The following is a 24,016-nucleotide window of genomic DNA, read 5'->3' as shown; positions in this document are numbered from 1 at the left end:
ATACAATTATTTATTCATGGCTACAGTTGTCTTAACTGCAGCAGGTACTGCTACTGTAGAATCAGCAGCAGGTTTAACAGCCGATGGATCCTTGTCAGGAAAAGCCGCATAATAGTTTGGCTTTTGCTTCGCCATCCAGATATCAAACTCTTCCTGCGTAACTACTTCAATAATACCTTTCATTGAATAGTGACCGTTACCACACATCTGATCGCAGGAAATTTCAAACGCAAAATTCGGATTACCGGTACGCTCTTTCATTTCTTTGGTTGTGTACTTAGGTGTAAACCAGAGTGTGGTTGGAATACCCGGTACCGCATCCATCTTTAAACGGAAATGGTTCAAACCAACATCATGAATTACATCACGACTGCCAATGATCAGTTTCACCGGGCGGTCTTTTACAATGTACATGGTTTGTGTGGTTACCACATCATCAAAATTTGTAGCATCTGCTTTCAGTTTCAGATCAGCATTGTCTTCCCAGATCTGTCCGAAAGGATTGCTGTTTTCATCACTGATCACTTTAAAATATGTTTTACCGAATTGCTTGTCTTTACCCGGGTAACGCATCATCCAGCCAAATTGCTTTCCAACAATCTCCACTTCAAGTGCGCCTTTCGGAGCATCAGATGTAATACGGAACCAGAAACGCAAACCAAACACAACTAATACAGTTAAGAAGATAGCCGGTACAACTGTCCAGATCAATTCCAACTTATTGTTATGTGGAAAGAAGAATGCTTTACGGCCTTCTTTCTCCTGGTATTTCCATGCGAAGTAGAACAACAGGAACTGTGTGATCACGAATACCAATCCTGTAACTGCAGTTGTGATCATGAACATCTCATCGATCTTTTCACCTTCAACAGATGCAGATCCTTGTGGGAACAATGTTGTTTTGTACAACAACTTATTGCAGTAGTACACACCAATGAAACCTACAATCATAAAACCAAGCAGCATAAAGCCGTTGATACGGTTGTTTTGTTTGCGTGATGTTTCTTCACCTTTTAATACACTCACATACTCGCTGGCCTTCGCAATCTGGAAGATAACAATGAACACCAGGAGGGCGGCTGCAATGATCAGATATGTTGTAGTAGTCATAGCTTGCGCAAATTATTTATAGTTCGTCAATTCTTTTTTCTTTGTTCAATCATCAGGTATGGTGAATAATACTTTCTTTCACCAACGGATGATTTTTCGGTAATAACGGTGCTTTTGTTAAGTGTTTTGCCGTGAGATAAATCACTAAACCAAGGAAACCGGCACTCACACCCAAACTGTACACGAAATGACTGATCGGGTTTGAATCTTTACCTAATTCTTTCAATGGACCAGGTGTAACCATTTGGTAGAAATCTAACCAGTGACCGAAGATGATGATCACAGACATTAATGTTACTACTGTATAGTTACGTTTTGAACCACGACGCATCAGAATAAGCAATGGTGCAAGGAAGTTAATGATCAAATTAAGCAAGAACATTGCTCTGAATGGACCATCGCCTTTGCCACCAAAACCTAAACGGTCAATAAAGTATTCTGTTTCTTCCGGTTGGTTACTGTACCAGATCAACATGAACTGAGAGAACCAGAGATAAGTCCAGAAAATAGAGAATGCAAACATGAACTTACCAATATCGTGGATATGCTCTTCGTTCACAAATTCGAGGTAACCATGATTTTTCAGGTACACCACAAACAACATCATCAATGATAAACCTGCAACCCATGAGCTTGCAAATGTGTACCAGCTATACATAGTGCTGTACCAATGTGCATCGATACTCATCAACCACATCCATGGCAACGTACTCAACACAGTTAAACCATACGTAACGAGGAAGGCAGCAGCAATTTTTAACGACTTCCAGTAGAAAGAACGATCGCCTTGGCCGGCAAGATCTTCAGCCAATGAATTTTTACGGAACCAGTTACGGAACCAGATCCATAAACCAACTGCAGTGATTGATAATACTGTATAGAAAACAGGATTTAAGAATCCGCTTTTCGCTTTTAATTTTTCATCGAGATGTGCTGCATCTTTCCAATGATAGATATGATGATCATCAGAGATCCAAACGTAAGCTAACAGGATAACAACTGTAATCGGACCCAACACATTCAAACCACCGGAGATAGCTTCAGGCACACGACGGAACACCAACGGAAACCCTGCCTGTGCAAGTGTGGTAGCAGCTACAAAAAAGAAGCTCGCTGCAACTACCAATAACCAATAGATACTGTTTTGCATTAATGCCATCCAGAATTTGGTTGCACCATATGCTTCAGCTCCATGTTCTTCACCATGACCACCGGAGAATGGATGCAGAAATATAATGCCCAGTATGAGTGTTAACACACCCACACCCATCAATGCATAGCTCCATTTTTTTAATCCGCCCGGTATTTCAAATTGTTCTTTCAGTGCCATTGAACTTCGTTTATAGTTGAATGTTAGTTTGGTAATTCTTATTTCGACGCCTTGGTTGTATCTGCAACAGGAGCAGCAGTTGTTGTATCTGCAGCAGGAGCTGAGATAGTTGCACCGCCCGGTTGCAATTGTTTAATGTAGCGAATGATCATCCAACGCTGCTTTGTACTAAGCTGAGATGCATAACTACCCATCAGGTTTTTACCATAGGTAACAGAATACATCATCTGTCCTTCAGACATGTTCTCATACTTCGCATCACCTACCAGGGTAGCAGGTTTTGCAGGGTATGGACCATCACCACCTTTATACAAAGGCCCATTGCCATCTAATTTCTCACCATGACAAATACCACAGTTGATCTTATACAACCTTGCTGCTTCAATAATTTCTTTATCGCTCAGCTTTGGCAAAGGATTCTGTATTTGCTTTGATGCAACATAATTCGCTGTATCACCTGCTTTGTCAATTGCCAACGGGAAATAAGCAACATCGCCACGTTTTACTGTTCCTGCAACAGGTGTTGCATCGTAGTAAATATTAGCATCTTTTAAATGGCTGTGATCAGCATAAGTTTCTACTGCACGGCTGTAAGCCATATCGGGCATATAGATTCTGCCTGTATCACGGCGTGGGCCGTTGTTGCAGGCTGCTGCTGCCAATACTACTGTAACCAATCCAATTGTAACAATCTGTGTTGAACGCATTTCAATATGTTTATGCTGTAACGATTTCTTCTTTTTCAAATGCTTTTCTTGTTTTGTCGTAACGACCAAGCCACCAGCCTGTTTCTGCATCTTTCTCAAATATTTCTACTGCACCTGCACTTTTAAAGAAAGCTTTGACTTCCTCGATGTTTGTTTTTTCTGTAACCTCAATCGGCATTACAAACAGATCATCTGTTGCACGCAGGTGGAAGTGATCTTTGCGCACAAACGGTGCCAGCTGACACAGGTAGCAGAACGTTAACACCATGCCTACTGCAGCGCATAATACCGTTAATTCAAACACAATCGGAATAAACGCTGGCAACGGCAAATTAGGCTTACCACCAATATTCAAGGGCCAGTCTTTGGTAAACACCCAGCTCATAAATGTTAGAGCGGTGGTTGTACCCGTCATACCATAAATGAAGCCGGCAGTGTGTAGGCTGGTATCACGCAAACCCATTGCATGATCTAAACCATGAATTGGAAAAGGCGTGTACACATCATGAATCTTGTAACCTGCCTTGCGTGTATTTTTTACCGCAGGGAACAGCGTTTTTTCATCATCAAAGCAGCCAACTACGAATTTTTTTACAGACATATTTTTTAGCTTTTAGCTTTCCGTTTTATTCAATTAATGTGCATGCACCTGTTCGTGTGCAAATTCTTCCACTGATTGTGCTTCAATCGGATCCATTTGTTCCTTGTAGCTTTCACCATTTTTCTTGAGAATATGTTTGATCTCAGCAATGGCAATTACAGGGAAGTATTTGGAGAAAAGGAAGTAACAGGTAAAGAACAAACCAAATGATCCGAGGTAGAAACCAACTTCCCAAATGGTAGGACGATAGTACACCGACCATGAAGAAGGAAGGTAATCACGGTAGAGCGATGACACGATGATCACAAAACGCTCGAACCACATACCAATGTTCACCACAATACTCATTAAGAAAGTAAAGGCGATGTTGCGGCGGAGTTTCTTCACCCAGAACAACTGCGGAGTAATTACGTTACAGGTCATCATCAACCAGTAGCTCCATCCATAAGGACCGGCAATCCGGTATTTGAAGAAGATATCCTGTTCGTACTTCACAGCACTGTACCATGCCATGAACAACTCAGTTAAGTAAGCACAGCCCACAATTGAACCGGTTAATACAATAACCTTGTTCATGTTTTCGATGTGGCTGATGGTAATATAATCTTCCAGGTTCATGATCTTACGTGTAACCAACATCAGGGTTTGCACCATGGCGAAACCGGAGAAGATGGCACCCGCAACGAAATAAGGAGGGAAGATGGTAGTATGCCAACCGGGAATAACCGACGTGGCAAAGTCAAAAGATACGATCGTGTGTACTGATAATACAAGTGGCGTACTCAAACCGGCTAACACCAGTGATAAACTTTCATGACGTTGCCAGTGCTTGGTTGAACCTGTCCATCCGAAAGAAGCAACACCATAAAATGCTTTTGCCCATTTCTTTTTAGCACGGTCACGCAAAGTGGCCATATCAGGAATCAAACCACTATACCAGAATAAAAGAGATACCGTAAAGTAAGTAGAGATCGCAAATACGTCCCACAACAAGGGTGAGTTGAAGTTTACCCATAAAGGACCACGTGAGTTAGGATAAGGCATTACAAAGAAAGCCATCCATACACGACCCATGTGCCAGATCGGGAACTGGCCCGCACAAATAACCGCAAAGATGGTCATGGCTTCTGCCGCACGGTTTACACCTGTTCTCCATCCCTGACGGAAGAGCAACAAGATCGCAGAGATCAACGTACCGGCGTGACCAATACCTACCCACCATACGAAGTTGGTGATATCCCAACCCCATCCGATGGTTTTATTCAGGTTCCACATACCTGTACCGTACACCACCTCTTTGTAAAGGCTCACTACACCAAACAACAGGAGGGCCACCGAAATAATGAAACCGATCCACCACAAACGTGTGGGAGCAGCTTCCACCGGCTTACAAATATCCTCTGTAACATCGTGGTAGGTTTTGTGACCATCAACCAATGGTTCCCTAACCTGTGATTCGTACCTTAATAATGACATACTTGTTTTCGCTTTTAGCTTTCAGCTTTCGCAGTAAGCTTTGGTTTTATGTTTTGTACTTAGCTCCAGATTCTTTGTTCGTCTTCTGTTGCGTCGCACTCTTCAACTTTTTTAACTCTGTTCAACAGCTCCCTCCTTCGTCGGGATGACAGCAGATATTAATGTGCTGCTTCAGTTGTTGCTGCTTCTTTTGCTTCTGAATGCGCTTCACCATGTCCGCCTTCTTCTTCGTTACCAACTGTACGGTCGGTATTACGCAGTTTCGCCATGTAACTTACGTTTGGCAATACGTGCAGTTGCTCCAGTACATAATAAGTACGGTTAGCAGCTTCAGTTGTACGCACTTTACGAATCGCACTTTCTTTGTCATTCACGTTACCAAACACGATAGCGTTTGTAGGACAAGCTTGCTGACATGCAGTTTTGATATCACTGTCAACCAGTGGACGGCTTTCTTTCTTAGCATTGAGTTTTGATTCCTGTAAGCGTTGTACGCAGAAAGAACATTTTTCAATTACACCACGGCTACGAACAGTAACATCAGGATTCAACACCATACGGGTGAGATCATCATTCATATCCAGTGTTACTTCATTGATTCTTCCGCTTTCTACCAATGGATTCTGATTGTCTTTAAAGCTATCGGCACCATTCCAATCGTGCCAGTTAAAGCGACGGACTTTATAAGGACAGTTGTTGGCACAATATCTTGTACCGATACAACGGTTATACGTCATCTGGTTCAAACCTTCACTGCTGTGGTTGGTTGCTGCTACCGGACAAACGTTCTCACAAGGAGCGTTATCGCAGTGTTGGCAAAGCATTGGCTGGAACACAACATCCGGGTTTTCCATATCACCGCTGAAATAACGGTCGATACGTAACCAATGCATATCGTGATATTTCGCAACCTGAGTCTTGCCAACAACAGAAACGTTGTTTTCTGCACTACAAGCAACTACACAGGCGCCACAACCATTACACAAGTTCAGATCTAAACTCATTCCCCATTTAATACCTGGCTTATCAAACACCGGATACATGGTTCCTTGTTCTTCCAATCCTTCTGTACCACCGTAATCTTTCAACTCGGCCATACGTTCGTTGATGAAGTGCTTCGGATCTTTTTTGAATACCGCAAGACTTGTTTCCTTCACTACTTCAATACGATTGCCATAAGTGCTATGAGTTTGCATCTGCGCAATGTCATACATCTTATCTGTCTTTTCAACTGTTACATCGAAAGCAGCGTAATCATATGTTTGCCCGTTAAAGCTTGCAAACGGATAAATGTTTTTGCCCACTCCTTTTGCCGCACGTCCCACTTTTTCACTTCGTCCATAACCGGTTGCTATAGCAATCGTGTTGGCGTTTGTACCGGGTACAATAAGCAATGGAAGTTCAATTGGCTCTCTTCCTGCAACAGTAATTTTCAATACAGGCTTAGGAGGCTCTACCTCATACGTATCAAGATTCATGTCGGGGAATAATTCCTTCTGCAATGCAGGAGAAATAATTGCATAGTTATCCCAGCATGCACGTGTAATTGGATCAGGCATTTCCTGCAACCATGGGTTGTTGGCCATTTTACCATCACCAATACTTACTTTCTGATAGATCACCAGTTCATGCTTGCCTGTTTTCTTTGCAGCACTGAGTTTAGCAACGGCATCTGTTAATGCAGCTGCGTTAAATGAGGCACCTGCAACAACAGGAGCAGCCGGTTCAATTACACCATCCTGCAATGCTTTGTCGAAAGCAAGTTGCCCGCCGAGTTTTGTGATCCAGTAATTCTTGAAATATGTTTCGTAATCCGCAACAGTGCTGCCACTCCATTTCAACAATGAAGTTGCAAAAGCTCTTGTTTTAAATAACGGATGAATTGTAGGTTGAATGAAAGAGAGGTAACCAGCTTTTGCTTCAACATCGCCCCAGCTTTCTAAATAATGATGATCAGGAAGAACATATTTACACTCAGCAGTTGTTTCATCTTCACGTTCGTTGAATGAAACGGTGAGTGCAACTTTCTTCCATGCTGCTACAAATTTCTTTGTGTCGTTGTAAGTATAAACAGGGTTTGCACCGAGTACCAATACAGCACCAACATTGCCGGCATTCATATCAGCAATCAGTTGTTCCATATCAGCATCAACACCCTTGCGGTAGTTAACCGGTGTACCGAAGTTGACTGTTTTGCCTAATGCACCAATTTGTGCATTGATAGCGTTTACAAGTATCTGTGCATTTACATTATTGCTGCGGCTTACTACTAAGGCGTTCCCACCGGCAGCTACTAATTCTTTCGCAGCAGCATCAATACCTGCAGCCAAACGTTTATCAGTAATAGCAGGAGCTGTAACAGCACCGCCAACTTTTGCATATAAATTCAATAACACCGCACCAAGTTCACTTGGTTTGTGTGTGTAACGCTCATCGGCACTAGCACCCGTCATGCTGTACATCGCTTCAAACTGGAAGTGACGGCTCATGGTTGGGTTCTTCTCATCGATCCTGCGACCTGTAGCATATTGCTTTGCAAATTCAACCGGGCTCAACCATGTACCAAGAAAATCGGCGCCAAAGCTTACGATCACTTTTGCCTGGTCGAAATGATAAGAAGGAATTGCACGTTGTCCAAATGATGCTTCGTTTGCCTGCAACATACCGCTGTATGAAACAGCATCGTAAGTTACATGCTTGAACGTTGGATATTTTGCTTTGAATTCTTCAATTACAGCAGCAACAGAAGGAGAATTCAATGTAGAACTTAATAAAACAATTTGTTTGCTTCCAACAGTTGCCAAAGCAGCGGCAATTTTTTTATCTACTGCTTCGTATGTTGGAGCTTCTTTAAAACCATCGCCTGCTTTCTCCATCGGGTAACGAACACGGGCAGTGTCGTACAAACTAAGTACAGAAGCCTGCACTCGTTGTGAAGTACCACCTTTGGTGAAACCCATTTCGTTTCCTTCCAGTTTAATAGGACGACCGTCTCTTACTTTCGCTAATACCGGCACCACATCACCATCTTGTATAAATGTAGTGGCATAATAATTCGCAACACCGGGAACAATATCAGCAGGTTTGTTAAGAAAAGGAATGGCCTTTTTTACGGGAATTTCACAACTGGCAGCCAATGTAGCGGCAGCCGTGCTGAAACCGAGATACTTTAAGAAATCACGGCGTGGCGTTTTGGCTCCGTTATCATCCATCTCAAACGGGAGATCTTCTTTAAACTCGTTCTCCGCATCGTTGATGTATGCCTTTGTATTGTTCAGCTCTCCGAAACTTTGCCAATATTTTTTCTTGCTCATATGCTTGGTAGATAGCTAATTTGAAAATTTGTCCTTCGACTTCGCTCAGGATTAAAAATCAGACTCCGATTATTAATAGTGACATTTTTGACATTCAGTACCACCGATCTTTTCAACGGTTACACTATCCATTTTGCCGTTTTTGATATCGTTGTGGAATTTCTCGTACATGCTGTAAAAGCCGTTTTCCTGAAACTTCACATTTGTTTCACGGTGACAGTTGATACACCAGCCCATGCTCAAATTGCTGAACTGATAAACTTCACCCATGTTCTGAATTTCACCATGACAGGTTTGACATTGTACACCACCTGCTTTTGTGTGCTGTGAGTGATTGAAGTATACATGGTCGGGCAGGTTGTGAATTTTGATCCACTCGATTGGTTTGCCTTCACCAGTGTATTTATTTGCTGCCGGATCCCAGCCAGCGTATTTGTATAATTTCTGAATTTCTGCAGTACCGTTTACTTCTGAACCATCTTCACGCACGAGTTTCTCACCCTTGTACTCATTGATAGCCATGTGACAGTTCATACACACATTCACACTTGGAATGTTTGCATGTTTGCCTTCCATAGCACCTCCATGACAATACAAACAGTTTACCTGGTTGATGCCTGCGTGTACTTTATGCGAATAGTAAATTGGTTGTTCGGGTTGATAATTTGTCTGGCGACCCAAACCAATTGCACCCTGTGCAAAGAAGTAACCAGCAACAATAAAGAAGAGGATGGTTAAGGTTGACATGTAAGCCTTGTTTCTCCAGAAAGGAATTGGCTCACCACGTACAACACCTTCTTTCTCATCGGTTAACTTCTTCAGGTTGCTGTTGATCTGTAATAAAATCAGGGTAACAATAGCTAATACCAAAGCAAGGATTCCGAAGAGGAGTGAATTATCTTCAGCTGGTGCATCAGCTGCTACTGCACCCGGAGTTGCACCAGGAGCTGGTTTAGATGCTTCTGCATTGATATAAGTAATGATCGCATCGATCTCGGCATCAGCTAAACCAGGAAAACCAGTCATCAATATGCCATTATACTCTTTGATCAGGTTAGCCGCATAAGTATCTGTTTTTGCGAAGCCAGCCGGATTGTGAATCCATGCATATAATTTTTTACGATCACTCCATGGCCCACGTCCCTCAACACCTGCAAGTGCAGGGCCGGTCAGTTTCTTACCAACTGCATGGCAACTTGCACAATTGGCCTGGAACAAAGCTTTCCCATCCTGTGCAAACAACTTTTCAGTAATCAATAATGAAACTAAGACCAGACAGAGCGTGACCGACTTTCGGAGTAGTAATTTTGGTTGATTCATAACGTTCTGGAACCGATTGTGATTAGGAAGAATATCCTGTTATACAGGCTGCAAAAATAGGGGAGGATACTGACATAATATCCACAGTTTCAAAAAAAATTTTACTTAGTTGTGACTTGAGAATGAACAAATTGCTGCGCTTCGGACCTTTCAATTCATCCTGAAAAAACTGAATGGCTTTGTTGCACTGTGTTTTTTATAATGTGTGTTGTGGTTAAACAAAGTTTTCCCCGATTTTTGTGTGATGTTTGAAAAGCTGCGTAATAAATGGAAGGTGGGTCCGCTTCAACTGGCCCTCATCTTATGCACTTTTGCCATTGGCGGCAGCCTCACCGGTTTTTTGGGAAAACGTATCATGCCCCTGTTTGGCATTGAAGCTCCCTGGCTCTATATTCCCGTCTATATTGTGTTGATCACGCTCATTTGGCCGTTGATGGTATTAGTAGTCAGCATCCCGTTCGGCCAGTTCCGGTTCTTTGCCGGTTATTTAAAAAAAATGGGGCAGCGGATTGGATTGGTGAAAAAAGCACCTTAAATCCTGCTGAATGGGACTTGCGTGGTTACTAAGGAACAAACGGTTTCAAGCAAAACTCAGAACGAAAAATGGGGTCGCTTTAATTCTCCTAGCATCGCTTCAGCAGCCATGTAACCAAAGCTTGCCCATTGCGGTCCTTCAGTTACTCTTCGAAGAAGATCTACTCCTTCAGCAGCATGACCAATACTCAGGTAATAATTTCCAAGTCCAAAACCGATCGTTGCATTTGAAAGCGGACTGGTATCATCCAAAAACTTGGTTCTGATCTCAGCCGGGTTTTGTTCTCCTTTATATATTAACAGGATGGTTTGGTAATCCGTATTCTCGATCAGCTTTGTTTTCTTATGGATCTTTTTGAGCAAAGCATTCGCCTTGGCCACCTTATCCAGCTTCCACAACGTTATATAATACCAATTGGCTGTGGCCACGTACATGTCGGGGTTATTGGAAACCTTCAGGCATTTTTTATAGGCTTCTTCCGCTTTCGCATAATCCTTCTTTAAATAATAAGCCAACCCGAGATGGTACCAGATGTTCGATTGGAGACTGCTGGTGGGCGTGTTCTTTGCATTGGGTATGCCGTCTGGTTCCATCTCATCCTTCTTTCCTTTGATCAGTTCACCCGCTTTTTCAAAATCGGCAATGGCCTTATCGTAACAACGGGTGGTGAGATAACGGTGGCCACGGTGGCGGTACATTCTTGCATCGGTTGGGTGAAGGGTTATTCCTTTGCTGAAGATGGTAATGGCTTCATCGTATCGGGCGAGATAAGCTAATCGTCGTCCATACCATATTATATGATCAGCTTTACTGCTGTCGGTCTCATAATTTTTCTTTGCAGTCTGCAGATTGGCGTTCAGTTTCAGAAGAGCCGAATCAGAAAAAACAGGAGCAGCATAGCTTTTCCCGTTACAGGTACTGTATTGTGCATGCAGTACATGAAAAGAAATCAGCAGGGTACAAAAAAGAAACAGCTTTTGCATTAGAGAAAGTTACAATTTTGCACGAAATGAAACCGGGCATCTTCATTCTCAAAAAAGAAAGAGACAGTTGTACGGTTACATCTGGTCGATAAACAATAATAAATAACAGATGACAAGTATCGCCATTTTCGCTTCCGGTGCCGGGAGCAATGCCCGAAAGATCATTGAACACTTTTCCCAGCACCCAAAAGTACGGGTTGAACTGATAGTTTGCAATAAACCTCATGCAGGGGTATTAAATATTGCTGATGAGCATGGCATTCCTACCTTATTATTAGATAAGGAACAGTTTTTTCGTGGCAATGCCTATGTTGATGAATTTAAGGTTGATGATATTGAGTTTATTGTATTGGCGGGATTCTTATGGAAGATACCCGATGCACTTATTCATGCCTATCCCGGAAAGATCGTTAACATTCACCCGGCTTTATTACCGAAGTATGGAGGTAAAGGCATGTATGGAAATCATGTACACGAAGCAGTGATCGCCAACAAAGAAACCGAAAGCGGTATTACAATTCATCTTGTTGATGAAGTGTATGATCATGGAAAGATCATTTTCCAGGCAAAGTGTGAGGTGAAGGAAGATGACACGCCCGATACATTGGCAGCACGTATTCATGAACTGGAGCACAAGCATTATGCAAAAGTGATTGAGCAGTTGGTTTCGTAAAAGCTTCCTAAAATAATTACAAGACCCACTTTTTTCAGTTTTAGCGATTATCATTGCAACAGTTTTGAAGAAACTTACCCTTTATATCATTGTTTTCCTGTTTGCCAAAACCGGTGCCGCCCAAATACAATTATCGGGCACCGTGTACGATAGCACCAAGCGTAATGTGGTGATGAGTGTGCAGGTGATCTGTACCTGTGGCACCATGAGTTTTACTGATAGTGCCGGAAACTATTCCATTTATGTGGGTGCAAAAGATTCTGTTTTCTTTTTCTTCAGCAACCGGCCCACGCAGAAATTTTCTGTTGCCTCCATTAAAGATTATTCAGCGTTTGATATTTCAATACAGATGCATGTGCCGGGACGTTACAAACAGCTGAAAGAAATTATTGTGTACGGTAAGAACCGCAAACAGGATTCCATTGATAACCGTGTACAGTACGATAAAGTATTCAACTTCGATAAAGGCGGCGTTCGTTTCTCCGGCTCTAATCCCGAAGCAGGCATGAGTGCAGGTATTGATCTTGATGCGTTGATCAATGTATTCCGTTTCCGGCGCAACAGAAGTATGGCCCGTTTTCAGGAACGATTGATCCGTGAAGAACAGAACCGTTATATCGACTATCGGTTTAATAAAACCATTGTACTGCGTTTGACTACGTTGAAAGACGGACCGGCTCTTGATGAATTTCTGCAACGTTACCGCCCCGAGTATGATATTCTTACACAGGTATTGGATATTGAACTCTATCAATATATTCAAACTGCAGCAAAAGCTTTTCAGCGGGAGAAAGGGTTGTAGAAAGCACCTGCTCACGGCAACGCCGCAAAATAATAATTCAGCTTTTGGTAGTACTGTTCTTCAAATGACGTTTTGCTGAGTGCCTGTTCCTCTTTTAAATAATTCTTCAACAGTGAAATGGTATAACCAAGATCAGCAAAGAAGGTAAACAGTTCGGCAGGCGTTGTATCATACACATCAGAACCACCAAGCCCACATTCAAATACGATCACCGGTCTGTCACGTTTGATCAATTGTGCTGCGCCTTTCAATACTCCCAGCTCGGCTCCTTCCACGTCGATCTTCATAAAATCGATCTTCTTGTTTTGTTGCAACAACACGTCATCAAGTCTTGCTGTTTTTACCTCAATGGTTTCATCGGTTTCGTTGGTACGATCGTAATTGCGTTTTTTAATACCACTGTAAGATGGGTTACTGGTAACATGGTTGAAACTGCTGTTACCATTTGCATTACTCAAGGCAAGATCGAATAACACAATATTTTTCTGTTGCCGGTATTTTACACGAAGCGATTCAAAGTGACCCGGCAGTGGTTCAAACCCAAAATGAGTGCCTTTGGGCGATTGCTGCAGCAACACATCCAGTATATCACCGTTATGCGTACCCACATCAACCGTGTTGCTGTGTGCAGTACATACTTTACGGATGATCTGTTTGGTCTGGCTGTCGTACTGTTGATTTCTTGTAAACACAACAGGCAGCTTTTTTACCAAACGTTTCAAGCGAAGTAAGATGCCGGTATTGCCAGATAAATTCAATTGTTTGATCGTTTAAAATTGAGCATAACCAAATCCCGTTCTGTTGGAACGATTTTATCCAGGGCCGAAGTAACAGGTAACACAAGTTTCTGCAACCAAACAGAAACTTCCGTAGGTTTTTCTCCTTCCTTCCTGCTCTTGGGATTAAACACTTTCCGTATAAAACCACAGGCATAATAACTTACAGGGGTTGCAACGGGCCTGGTTGCCTGCAATGCAAAACCAAACTCCCCGAAAACGGATTGATAGTAAGAAACCGGACGACCTTGATTTGATTCATGGCCTTTGATATTATTTTCAATACGTTCAAAGATGTAGATCTCTTTAGTTGTGATGCGACATAACTCAGCAATCAGTTTCTTTAGCGATGCGGTGTTTGTATTATGTTGCAACACTGTAATTGTAAACGAAAGATCAAAATACTTATCGGGAAATTCCAACTCTGTGCCATTGGTTTTCTTTAACTGAACAGGTTTCCCTGCCAACTGTTTTTCGGCAAGCTTCAACATTTCCGCCGACACATCACAGCCCCATAACTCTGCCGGATTCATCAACGATACCTCGTACAAATTCCCACCCGGCCCACTACCAAGTTCAAGTACCTTTTGATTTTTAAATGGAATTGTTTTCAGCAGCTTTAATAAAACACTTCGTTTATACCTGTAGTAAGGTTCGTCATCACCGGCAATGATGTTTCCATCTTCACGGTTTCCGATCTCTGTTGCTACAGCATTCCAGTATTTTTCAGGCGAGTACATTCTATATTTTATAGCAAGATAAACCGTTTTACAGATAAAGATTTACTTTGCCGTAAACTCAATTGTTACATTTCGTTGGTCGGGTGACGCAACCACTGCTGGTTTCAGATTTCAATCATCATACAACAAACATCACTCACACTATTTCCCGTTTCAGTTGTACTTTGCTCTTTCAAAAGTTTCGAACATGGAACAAACAAATCTCGGCATAGGCACACGCCTGCAACATACACAACACGGTCCAGGTGTGATCGTTGGCATCCGTTACGCCACGTATTTAATTTCATTCATCCACAGCGGTGTAAAAGAAATTGATAAAACGGATGCGGCACTTGATGAGATCATCCCCGAAAATGTAACCGAAGAAATTGAAACGCACAGCGAAGTAGAAAGATCGCTGTTGAAAATTTTACGTTTATGGAACGGCGTGAGCGAAGTTGTTCCGCTCGGCGAAAAATGGGAAGGCGGCACCATGCTCCTGCAACCCAAAGACAAATCACTAAAGCCCAAAGAAATTCCTGTGGAAGATTTCTTTCACAAAATTGTGATGCTGCGTGATCGTTTGCGTGTGCTGGAGCAAAACATCAACAGTAACAAAACCCTCAGCGACGAAGAGAAAGTAAACATCCAGCAATACATTACCCGTTGCTACGGTTCGCTCACTACGTTCAATGTGCTGTTCAAAAACAAAGAACAGTGGTTTGTGGGCGAAAAAAGCAGCAAAGAAGATTAAGCAGAAAGGCCGCAATACTGCGGCCTTTGTTTTTTCTCATGTTGATGTACGTTAACCGTTGTTTAAAATACTCCCGCCCTTTATTTACAAGTTTGCCTGTGCAATCACTTCCTGTTCCAGCGTTTTTGCTTTCGGAAAAAGAATATTATTCTCAAGGTGAATATGCGTGTGCAGATCATCTTCAAACTCTTTCAATTTAGCATACAACACACGATAGGTGTTACAAGCTTCCGGTGGTGCCGTGTACTGATCGCTGAGCGTAGCAATTTCGTGAAAATGATCGCCTGCATATTCATGCTCGGCTTCCATCATCGTGATCGGATTTTTCACGGTACCGAAATGTGGTGCCTGAATTTTTACGTTGTTACGTTTAGCTGCTGCCAGTTGGCTTACATAAGGAAATAAAATGATCTCTTCTTTTTCGAGATGATGCGCCAGTTCATCGGCTACTTCATTGTACAAGCGTGCAATGGCTTTTGTTTCCGGACGATGCCCACCATGCACCAATGCTACCTTGTTTGCATACTGACGGATGAGTTCAAGATTATTCGTTACATAGCCATGATGTTTTTCTACAATATAGTTTGCCAGTTTATCTAACGGCCACTCTTTGAAATTTGTATCTGTTGTTGGAGTTGACTGACCAATGCGGTTCAGTTCTTCGGTCAACTGTTCGTACGAGATATTCTTTTTTACACAGATCTCCTCCACTGTTACTTTTCCACCACAGCAAAAGTCGATACCGAATTTTTTAAATACATCAGCCGTACGGTAATCTTCGGTTACCAGTTCGGCCACTGTTCTTTCGTTTGTTGCATTCATGATTGATAGAATTTGTTGCAACGAAACTACTGCCGTTCAAAAACAAGCATTATGAGGCAAATCATAAATAAAAACTGTGACGGTAAGATTACAATACAGCCCACATCAGCCGTTCGGGCCTCACAGATCAACATACTTCACCATGATCTTAATATCCCTGTTGCGGCCTTTATCATCGGTGCAGGAAATTTTAATGTTGCCTTCGGTTGGTAAAAAGAATTGTTTGCTGCCTGCATCGGTTGTTTTGTAGAATTGATTATTGATGTACCAATAAACACGACTCACATCGTTACCGGTTTCGCAAACGAGTTGTAACGGTTCCGGATTTTTTTTGCTGATGAGATATTCAGTTCCGTTCACCGGTGATTTGATCTGCGGTGCGCCCGAAGCAAATATTTTTTCGCATTGCGGATTATGTGGTGGAATTACTTCAACTGCTAAACCATTTCCCTGCATCCAGTTCTGCACTTCGGCAGCAATGAGTTTGTAGCCTTTTCGTTTGAACCCTGTTTCGGGTTCGCAACTTTTGCAATAGCTGATCTTTTCATCGGCACTCACAGCAATTTCTTCAAAGTTGTTACAGGTTTGCGTTGATGAAATACCAGGAACAAAATAATCCAACACCAAATTGGTACAATGTGCTGATGGCGGCAATCCTGTTTCGCTGCAGATCTTCCGTTGCTCAAGTTCTTTCGGCGGCGTAAACCATGCACGGTCGGCATCGTAATCGAGTGTATTAAAAATGCGGAAGAGCAAAGGCGTGGCGGTATGTGCACCGCTTAACTCTGCATTGCCGTCTCCCGAAAAATTCCCGACCCACACGCCTACTGTATATTTTTTATTGTAGCCGATGCTCCATGCATCTCTTCGTCCGTACGAAGTGCCCGTTTTCCAGGCGATCTTCGGTAAATGTGCCGTTGCATCCCAATGCAAGGGAAAGTCAGGTCGGTTGATGCGGCTGAGAATATCGGTGACCATATAACTTGCATCCGCCGAAAGAATGCGTTGCGGTTTTGATCCGCCATCGTGTTGCACAAACAACGGTCGGTAATACATTCCTTCTGTTGCAAAACAACTGTACATACCCGTTAGTTGTTCAAGTGTGGCACCACATCCACCAAGGATCAAACTCAACCCCAATGCTTTTTGTTTGGCCTGTATTTGTTTGAAGCCGATGCTGCTGAGTTGCTGAATCATTTTATCCTTGCCCAGCATGTTCAATGCTTTTACCGATGGTATATTGAGCGAATGCTCCAACGCATACTCCACTGTAACCGGACCGTTGAAATTTTTATCATAGTTCTCGGGTGCATAGCCTGCGTAATTCACCGGCACATCGTTCATCATTTTTTTGGGTGTAAGCAAGCCTTCATCAAAACACAAACCATACAACAAAGGCTTTAATGTACTGCCCGGCTGACGAACCGCTGCTGCACCGTTTACCTGTCCACCATCAGTTGTATCAGTAAAGTCGCCGCTGCCAACATACGTAATCACCTTGTGCGTTTCGTTATCGATGATGATAACTGCTGCATTGCGTATCTTACTCAACCGAAGCGTTCGCACATAATCCTGCACCAGCTTTTCAGTTTTGTATTGTGTGTTGAGTTGCAGGTTGGTTTTAATGATCGGCCCGCCGCTTTGTTTTAGTTTGTAGGCAAGATGCGGTGCAAGCTTAGGCACCACGCCACGTTTTGCTGTTAACGGTTCGGCCAACGCATCTTCAATTTCTTTTTTGGTAAACACTTGCTCTTTTGCAAAACGGTTGAGCCATTTGTTGCGTTGTTTTACAATTTCATCGTTATGCTTTCCAATTACCAATGATGATGGCCGGTTGGGGATGATGGATAAAGCAGTTATCTCAGCCAACGAAAGATGATCAGGATTTTTACCGAAGTATAAAATAGAAGCCGACTTTACGCCTTCGATATTACCACCGTATGGTACAAGGTTGAGGTAGAGTTGCAGGATTTCATCTTTGCTGTATTTCAGTTCGAGTTGCAAAGCCCTGAACATTTCAATGAGTTTGTTGCCGATGTTACGCTTTTTCGGCTCCAATGCTTTGGCCACCTGCATGGTAATGGTACTGGCGCCGGATGTTCGTCTGCCGGTAAATACATTCATCACAAACGCACGACCAACTGCAATTGGATTGATACCGAAATGACGATAGAAATACTTGTCTTCTTTCTGAACAATGGTTTTACGGAGCAACGGTGAAATTTCTTCCAGCTCGGTTTTCATGCGCCACTGTTCATCACTGGTAAGAAAAGCGTGGATCACTTCGCCTTTATCGTCGGTAATAATAGTGGAGTATTCTATTTTATCGGGCAGCGGAAAAATAAAATGCAGGATAAAAAATAAAACAATGAAGCCAAGTACAGCGATGCCTGTTCTTCGAAAGATTTTTTTCCACGACGGTTTTGGTAGCTTCATATTTGCGATGGCATTACCTGTTATAAATGTAGGATGTAAATAAACAGTTACAACGCAGTTGCTTTGCAGTAAGCTAATATTTTACATCATTTATATATTCTTTAATAAATAACACTTGGAAATATGATGAATGTTGTATTAAATTCAACTTCAAATTATCTCCACTTCAAACGTCTTTCAACTTTAACCTTTATGCGCAACCGCCTGCACCTGCTGTTTGTAACAGTAGCAGTTTCTCTTTTTGTTTCCTGTAACCGTAATGCCGTAAAACTAACCGACAGCAATGCCAAAGGCGAAATTCAGCAATTACAAAATCTCGTGTTCCGGTTTAATAAAAACCTGGTGCCCGATTCTTTGCTCAACCGTTGGGATTCGATTCCTTATGTGGAGTTTGAACCCAAGATCAGCGGACGATTCCGTTGGGAGCATGGCGACGAACTGATCTTTTCTCCATCTGCGCCGCTTTCACCCGCTACTTCATACAAAGCAAGTATTAATAAGGAAGTGTTGGCTTTCACCAAATACAATAAAGTATCTGTTGATGAACCGCTGGAGTTTTATACCCCCGAACTGAAGTTGGAAAACTCAAACATCACCTGGGTATTGGATGATGCAACCAACAAAGCAATACCGCAGGTTGATCTTTATTTCAACTATGTGGTTACGCCTGCAGCCTTAAAAGAAAAGCTGAAAGTAAAACTGGATGAACAGGAGAAGGATTACAGTGTGCAAACCATCAACAACGATCGCAAGGTATCGATCCGGCTGTTAAATGTAAAAACGGAAGACCGTGATTACAATACAACCGTAACACTCGATAAAGGTTTGGTGCCCGATGGCGGAAAGAATGCAACCAAAGAAGCCATCGAAGAAAAGTTCACGATTCCGTCGCCTTACACGCTTACTGTTACCAATATGGAAGCCAGGCATGATGGATTATCGGCAACGGTGAAAGTATTCACTTCGCAACAGGTGGTGGCCGATGTGTTGAATCAATACATCAAACTCAACCCCGGCGTAAAGTATGACGTGGAAGTAGAAGATGATGGTTTCATTATTACCGGTGATGCGTTTGATGTGAGTAAAACCTATGAACTGTTATTAACGAAAGGTCTGCGTGGTAAACTTGGCGGTACGTTGAAAGAAGATTATAAAGAAACGGTTGCCTTTGGCGAACTGGAACCGGATATTGCATTCGGTAACAGCAAAGCCGTTTATCTTTCTTCACAGGGAAATAAAAATATTGAGATCAGGATCAGCAATGTGCCCAAGGTAAAAGTGATCATTTCTAAAGTTTATGAGAACAACTTACTCGCTGCACATAAATATGGTTACTATCCCAAAAACAGTGAAGATGATTATTACTACGATGAAGAAGGTGGCGATGCAACGTTGGGTGATGTGATCTACGAAAAAGAAATTGATACCCGCAGCTTACCAAAACTCGGCGGCAGTCGTTTGTTCAATTTCAACATTGCCGACCGTGTGAAAGATTTCAATGGCATTTATCATTTGCAAATTCAATCAACTGAAGATTATTGGATCAGGGACCGACGCTTTATTTCACTCAGCGATATTGGCTTGATAGCTAAAGAAGGCAAAGAAAAAATGCTGGTGTTTGCCAACTCCATTAAATCAGCGGCATCACTAAGCGGAGTGAACGTTTCTGTATATGGCAGCAACAATCAACTGCTCGGCACAGGAACAACCAACAATGATGGTGTGGCAGAAGTTGCCTATGCACGAAAAGAATACAGCGGTTTTAAACCGGCAATGGTGATTGCAAAAACGGCTGATGATTTCAACTACTTACCATTTTTTAATACGAAAGTAAATACAAGTCGTTTTGATGTTGGTGGTAAAGCATGGAGCACAACCGGCATGGATGCATTCATTTATGCAGAGCGTGATATTTATCGTCCCGGTGAAAGAGTGAACGCAAACATTGTATTGCGTACCAACGATTGGAAAACTCCCGGCGAATTACCGGTGAAGCTCAAGTTCATTATGCCGAACGGGAAGGAAATGAAAAGCTTCCGTAAAATGCTGAACGAACAAGGTTCTGCTGAAGTAAGTATTGATCTGCCAGTTGCTGCCATCACCGGCAGTTATCAACTCGAATTATATTCCGGCAACGATGTATTGCTCAGCAGCAAATCATTCAGCATTGAAGAGTTTGTACCTGATCGTATTAAAGTGGCGGCATTACTCAGCAAAGAATTTTTAACTGTTGGTGATTCGGCTTCATTACGCATCAATGCAACCAACTTTTTCGGACCACCTGCTGCCAATCGCAAATACGAAACAGAAATTCAATTCAAGCAGGCTTACTTCTCTCCTGATAAGTATGATCGTTATACATTTTCGTTAAGTAATCAATCTTCGTTCTTCGATAAAGTGGTAAAAGAAGGAACAACCGATGCAAACGGAAATGCAACCGAAGGCGTGAGCGTTCCTTCACTTTATAACAATCTCGGTTTGTTGCAGGTTGATATTTATACAACCGTGTTTGATGAAACAGGCCGGCCTGTAAGTAAACTCACCAAGGCCGATGTGTTTACTCAAAAAGTGTTTTATGGTTTGGGTTATGACGGTTACTGTTATTATCCGTTGAATCAGAGCATCAAGTTTCCGTTGATCGCTTTAAACAAAGATGAAAAAGTAGTAAACGCAATGTCTCGTGTGCAGGTGATCAAACATGAATACAGAACCGTGTTAAGCAAGAGCGGCGATTACTTCCGTTACGAATCGCAGAAAGAAGATAAAGTGATGAAGGAAGATGTAGTAACCATCATGGGTGAGAATACCAACTACGCGTTTGTTCCCCGTCAACCCGGTAATTATGAAATACGCATTTATGCACCGAACGCCGATACCTATGTGAGCCGCAGTTTTTACAGCTACGGCAGTTGGGGTGGCAACAACAGTTCGTTTGAAGTTAATACTGAAGGACAAATTGATATTGAAACCGACAAGAAAGAATATGCCACCGGTGAAAAAGCAAAGCTCTTATTCAAAACACCTTTCAGCGGTCGTATGCTGGTAACATTTGAAACAGATCATGTGGTATCTTATCAATACATCAATGTTGAAAACCGTTCAGCTTCGCTTGATCTTAATATTGCTGCAGAGCATTTACCAAATGTGTTTGTAACTGCAACGCTCATCAAACCACATACAACAGGCGATATCCCGTTGACTGTGGCACATGGTTTTCAATCGTTGAAAGTAGATGAGAAGAGTCGAAAGATCGATGTGCAGATCACAGCGAACAAATCAACACGCAGCCGCACACATCAAAAGGTAAAAGTAAAAGCAGCGCCGGGCAGTTATGTTACACTCGCTGCAGTTGATAATGGTGTATTGCAGGTGAGCAATATGAAAACACCTGATCCGTATTCTTACTTCTATCAAAAGAAAGAACTGGGTGTAAATGCATTTGATCTTTATCCGTTATTGTTTCCTGAATTGCGTGCACGGCTCAGCAGCACCGGTGGTGATGGAAGTGATATGGAAAAACGCAACAATCCCATGCCAAACAAACGCATCAAAATTTTGAGTTATTGGAGCGGTGTGCAAAAAGCAAATGGTAGTGGTGATGCAGAATTTGAATTTGATGTACCACAGTTCAGCGGTGAAATACGTTTGATGGCTGTTGCTTATAAGAACGAACAGTTTGGTTCGGCCGAAGAAAATATGAAAGTTGCTGATCCAATTGTGATCAGTGCAGGGTTACCACGTTTCTTAAGCCCGGGTGATACCGTACTTGTTCCTGTTACATTGAGCAACACAACAAAAAATGCAAGCAGTGCCAGTGTAAAAATAAATGTAAGCGGGCCGTTGCAGGTTGTTGGCGTAAGTACTCAACAGGCTCCATTGCCAGCTAATGCAGAAAGCAGGGCCGTGTTCCAGGTTGTTGCTCAACAACGCATCGACTCAGGTCGCATCCGTATTGAAGTAAAAGCAATGGGCGAAACATTCTTTGATGAAACACAGATCACTGTTCGTCCGCCATCCACCTTGCAAAAAGAAAGTGGCAGCGGCAGCATCAATGGCGGTTCATCACAAGCCATCAATATACCTGTCAACAGGTTTATGCAGGGCAGTGCCGATTATCAACTCATCATCAGTAAATCGCCTACGTTGGAATTAAGTGATCAATTAAAATATCTCGTGCAGTATCCTTATGGTTGTACAGAACAAACAGTATCGGCTGCATTTCCGCAACTATATTTTGCTGACCTGGCCGATCAACTCAAACCAAACAAAGGAGCTTCTGCTACTTCTGTTGCCAATATCAACGAAGCTATCCGCAAAATAAAAATGCGGCAGTTGTACAATGGCGCTGTTACGTTATGGGATGACGAAGGCACTGTTCATTGGTGGAGTACCATTTATGCTGCACACTTTTTATTGGAAGCACGCAAAGCCGGTTATGATGTTGATAATAGTTTGGTTGAAACCATGATGGGCTATCTCATGACCCGTTTAAAAACAAAAGAAACCATCGATTATTATTATAACCGCACTCAGAAAAAGAAAATTGCGCCAAAGGAAGTTGCGTATAGTTTATATGTGTTGGCATTGGGCAACCGTGCACAGATCAGTGTCATGAATTATTACAAAGCCAATCAAAACATGTTGGCTCTTGACAGTCGTTATCTTTTATCTGCGGCGTATGCATTAAGTGGTGATAAGAAAAGTTATGCGGCGATGTTACCATCTTCCTTCAGTGGAGAAATAAGTTTACCGCAGACGGGTGGAAGTTTTTACAGTGACGTACGTGATGAAGCCATTGCACTCAACACCTTGATGGATGTTGATCCGGGCAATGCACAAATACCACTCATGGCAAGACATGTATCACAATTCTTAAAAGAACGTCGCTGGTTAAGTACACAGGAACGTGCATTTGGATTTTTAGCATTGGGCAAACTTGCACGTACAGCAGCAAAAAGTAATGTAACAGCTGATGTTGCTACCAATGGTAAAACAGTAGGTAAACTCAACGGCACAGATCTGAAACTGAATGCAAAACAATTGGGTTCTTCCAACATACAGGTTGCAACAAAAGGTAGCGGACTTTTATATTATTATTGGGTGGCAGAAGGAGTAAGTGCAACCGGTGATTATAAAGAAGAAGACAGTTACCTGAAAGTGCGTCGCCAGTTTTATAACCGTTATGGTCAACCGATTACAGGTAATACGTTTAAACAAAACGATCTCATCGTTGTGAAAGTAACCATTGAAAAAAGTTTCTCCACTTTAGTTGAGAACGTGGTGATCACCGATCTGTTACCTGCCGGTTTTGAAATTGAAAATCCACGCACCAAAGAATTGCCGGGTATGGATTGGATCAAAGATGCATCAAACCCAACTGCATTGGATGTGCGTGATGACCGTATTCATTTCTTTGTTGATCTGAATAGTGGAAGACAGAGTTATTATTATGCAGTGCGTGCAGTATCGCCTGGTAATTATCGCATGGGACCTGTTAGTGCCGATGCGATGTACAATGGCGAATATCATTCGTACCATGGTGCAGGTGTTGTGAAAGTGATACAGTAAGTATTGCTTAGGAATGCCATATCTATAACAGGTTGATGATATCAATCAGATTGCAGTAGATATGACATACCTAAAACAAGAAGTCCGCAT

General features: G+C 42.4%; 17 protein-coding genes. 5 read left to right on the top strand and 12 right to left on the bottom strand.

The window, feature by feature from the left end:
• Positions 1–6: 6 nt before the first annotated feature.
• The 7 genes from VK159_RS08800 to VK159_RS08770 all read right to left on the bottom strand — a co-directional run bounded on the left by VK159_RS08800 (position 7) and on the right by VK159_RS08770 (position 9,858).
• On the bottom strand, positions 7–1,110 hold the full coding sequence (locus tag VK159_RS08800) for a cytochrome c oxidase subunit II (protein ID WP_324229759.1): 1,104 nt from the start codon (positions 1,108–1,110) through the stop codon (positions 7–9).
• Between the two features lie 52 nt (positions 1,111–1,162).
• A complete protein-coding gene (locus VK159_RS08795) occupies positions 1,163–2,440 on the bottom strand; it encodes a quinol:cytochrome C oxidoreductase (RefSeq protein WP_324229758.1) in 1,278 nt (425 codons plus the stop codon).
• 38 nt (positions 2,441–2,478) lie between these two features.
• On the bottom strand, positions 2,479–3,147 hold the full coding sequence (locus VK159_RS08790; RefSeq protein ID WP_324229757.1) for a cytochrome c: 669 nt from the start codon (positions 3,145–3,147) through the stop codon (positions 2,479–2,481).
• 10 nt (positions 3,148–3,157) lie between these two features.
• Positions 3,158–3,748, bottom strand: coding sequence for a DUF3341 domain-containing protein (locus VK159_RS08785; RefSeq protein ID WP_324229756.1), 591 nt, complete (start codon positions 3,746–3,748; stop codon positions 3,158–3,160).
• Positions 3,749–3,781: 33 nt separating this feature from the next.
• Positions 3,782–5,224, bottom strand: a complete 1,443-nt coding sequence (gene nrfD / locus VK159_RS08780; protein ID WP_324229755.1) for an NrfD/PsrC family molybdoenzyme membrane anchor subunit — start codon at positions 5,222–5,224, stop codon at positions 3,782–3,784.
• A gap of 158 nt (positions 5,225–5,382) precedes the next feature.
• Entirely contained in the window at positions 5,383–8,538 is a 3,156-nt protein-coding gene (locus VK159_RS08775) for a TAT-variant-translocated molybdopterin oxidoreductase (RefSeq protein WP_324229754.1), read from the bottom strand.
• Positions 8,539–8,610: 72 nt separating this feature from the next.
• Positions 8,611–9,858, bottom strand: a complete 1,248-nt coding sequence (locus tag VK159_RS08770; RefSeq protein WP_324229753.1) for a c-type cytochrome — start codon at positions 9,856–9,858, stop codon at positions 8,611–8,613.
• Between the two features lie 244 nt (positions 9,859–10,102).
• On the opposite strand from VK159_RS08770, the gene VK159_RS08765 reads away from it, so the two are divergent.
• The gene (locus VK159_RS08765; protein ID WP_324229752.1) at positions 10,103–10,393 is read left to right on the top strand and encodes a DUF6787 family protein; all 291 of its coding nucleotides are present in this window, start codon (positions 10,103–10,105) and stop codon (positions 10,391–10,393) included.
• A 56-nt stretch (positions 10,394–10,449) separates the two neighbouring features.
• Here the strand turns inward: VK159_RS08765 and VK159_RS08760 are convergent, their stop codons facing one another.
• Complete coding sequence (locus tag VK159_RS08760) at positions 10,450–11,376, bottom strand: tetratricopeptide repeat protein (RefSeq protein ID WP_324229751.1); 927 nt, start codon at positions 11,374–11,376, stop codon at positions 10,450–10,452.
• A gap of 109 nt (positions 11,377–11,485) precedes the next feature.
• Here VK159_RS08760 and VK159_RS08755 point away from each other — a divergent pair, with 109 nt between their 5' ends.
• Together VK159_RS08755 and VK159_RS08750 are read left to right on the top strand one after the other, a co-directional pair.
• Positions 11,486–12,049 (top strand): phosphoribosylglycinamide formyltransferase, encoded by a 564-nt coding sequence (locus VK159_RS08755; RefSeq protein WP_324229750.1) that lies wholly within the window; start codon positions 11,486–11,488, stop codon positions 12,047–12,049.
• A 64-nt stretch (positions 12,050–12,113) separates the two neighbouring features.
• Positions 12,114–12,851 (top strand): hypothetical protein, encoded by a 738-nt coding sequence (locus tag VK159_RS08750; RefSeq protein ID WP_324229749.1) that lies wholly within the window; start codon positions 12,114–12,116, stop codon positions 12,849–12,851.
• Positions 12,852–12,862: 11 nt separating this feature from the next.
• On the opposite strand, the gene VK159_RS08745 is transcribed toward VK159_RS08750, so the two are convergent.
• Together VK159_RS08745 and VK159_RS08740 are read right to left on the bottom strand one after the other, a co-directional pair.
• On the bottom strand, positions 12,863–13,609 hold the full coding sequence (locus VK159_RS08745) for an FkbM family methyltransferase (RefSeq protein WP_324229748.1): 747 nt from the start codon (positions 13,607–13,609) through the stop codon (positions 12,863–12,865).
• Positions 13,606–14,367 (bottom strand): class I SAM-dependent methyltransferase, encoded by a 762-nt coding sequence (locus VK159_RS08740; protein ID WP_324229747.1) that lies wholly within the window; start codon positions 14,365–14,367, stop codon positions 13,606–13,608. Before VK159_RS08740 ends, VK159_RS08745 begins: the two co-directional genes overlap by 4 nt.
• Positions 14,368–14,554: 187 nt before the next feature.
• On the opposite strand from VK159_RS08740, the gene VK159_RS08735 reads away from it, so the two are divergent.
• Entirely contained in the window at positions 14,555–15,100 is a 546-nt protein-coding gene (locus VK159_RS08735; RefSeq protein ID WP_324229746.1) for a hypothetical protein, read from the top strand.
• 84 nt (positions 15,101–15,184) lie between these two features.
• Here the strand turns inward: VK159_RS08735 and ric are convergent, their stop codons facing one another.
• Both ric and pbpC read right to left on the bottom strand, forming a co-directional pair.
• A complete protein-coding gene (gene ric, locus VK159_RS08730; RefSeq protein ID WP_324229745.1) occupies positions 15,185–15,922 on the bottom strand; it encodes an iron-sulfur cluster repair di-iron protein in 738 nt (245 codons plus the stop codon).
• A gap of 120 nt (positions 15,923–16,042) precedes the next feature.
• On the bottom strand, positions 16,043–18,358 hold the full coding sequence (pbpC, locus tag VK159_RS08725) for a penicillin-binding protein 1C (protein ID WP_324229744.1): 2,316 nt from the start codon (positions 18,356–18,358) through the stop codon (positions 16,043–16,045).
• A 192-nt stretch (positions 18,359–18,550) separates the two neighbouring features.
• On the opposite strand from pbpC, the gene VK159_RS08720 reads away from it, so the two are divergent.
• Complete coding sequence (locus VK159_RS08720; protein ID WP_324229743.1) at positions 18,551–23,926, top strand: alpha-2-macroglobulin family protein; 5,376 nt, start codon at positions 18,551–18,553, stop codon at positions 23,924–23,926.
• The last annotated feature ends 90 nt before the right edge of the window (positions 23,927–24,016 follow it).

This window comes from Lacibacter sp. (assembly GCF_035299325.1).
Taxonomy (GTDB): domain Bacteria; phylum Bacteroidota; class Bacteroidia; order Chitinophagales; family Chitinophagaceae; genus Lacibacter.
The sequence above is the reverse complement of the archived record's forward strand: the minus strand, read 5'-3'. Positions and strand labels throughout refer to the sequence as shown.

Bases quoted from the DNA above. Each gene is read 5' to 3' on its own strand.
- VK159_RS08775 (WP_324229754.1), bottom strand. From the start codon at position 8,538: ATGAGCAAGAAAAAATATTGGCAAAGTTTCGGAGAGCTGAACAATACA.
- VK159_RS08770 (WP_324229753.1), bottom strand. From the start codon at position 9,858: ATGAATCAACCAAAATTACTACTCCGAAAGTCGGTCACGCTCTGTCTG.
- VK159_RS08735 (WP_324229746.1), top strand. From the start codon at position 14,555: ATGGAACAAACAAATCTCGGCATAGGCACACGCCTGCAACATACACAA.
- VK159_RS08765 (WP_324229752.1), top strand. From the start codon at position 10,103: ATGTTTGAAAAGCTGCGTAATAAATGGAAGGTGGGTCCGCTTCAACTG.
- ric (WP_324229745.1), bottom strand. From the start codon at position 15,922: ATGAATGCAACAAACGAAAGAACAGTGGCCGAACTGGTAACCGAAGAT.
- VK159_RS08790 (WP_324229757.1), bottom strand. From the start codon at position 3,147: ATGCGTTCAACACAGATTGTTACAATTGGATTGGTTACAGTAGTATTG.
- nrfD (WP_324229755.1), bottom strand. From the start codon at position 5,224: ATGTCATTATTAAGGTACGAATCACAGGTTAGGGAACCATTGGTTGAT.
- VK159_RS08740 (WP_324229747.1), bottom strand. From the start codon at position 14,367: ATGTACTCGCCTGAAAAATACTGGAATGCTGTAGCAACAGAGATCGGA.
- VK159_RS08800 (WP_324229759.1), bottom strand. From the start codon at position 1,110: ATGACTACTACAACATATCTGATCATTGCAGCCGCCCTCCTGGTGTTC.
- VK159_RS08760 (WP_324229751.1), bottom strand. From the start codon at position 11,376: ATGCAAAAGCTGTTTCTTTTTTGTACCCTGCTGATTTCTTTTCATGTA.
- VK159_RS08785 (WP_324229756.1), bottom strand. From the start codon at position 3,748: ATGTCTGTAAAAAAATTCGTAGTTGGCTGCTTTGATGATGAAAAAACG.
- VK159_RS08795 (WP_324229758.1), bottom strand. From the start codon at position 2,440: ATGGCACTGAAAGAACAATTTGAAATACCGGGCGGATTAAAAAAATGG.
- VK159_RS08755 (WP_324229750.1), top strand. From the start codon at position 11,486: ATGACAAGTATCGCCATTTTCGCTTCCGGTGCCGGGAGCAATGCCCGA.
- pbpC (WP_324229744.1), bottom strand. From the start codon at position 18,358: ATGAAGCTACCAAAACCGTCGTGGAAAAAAATCTTTCGAAGAACAGGC.
- VK159_RS08720 (WP_324229743.1), top strand. From the start codon at position 18,551: ATGCGCAACCGCCTGCACCTGCTGTTTGTAACAGTAGCAGTTTCTCTT.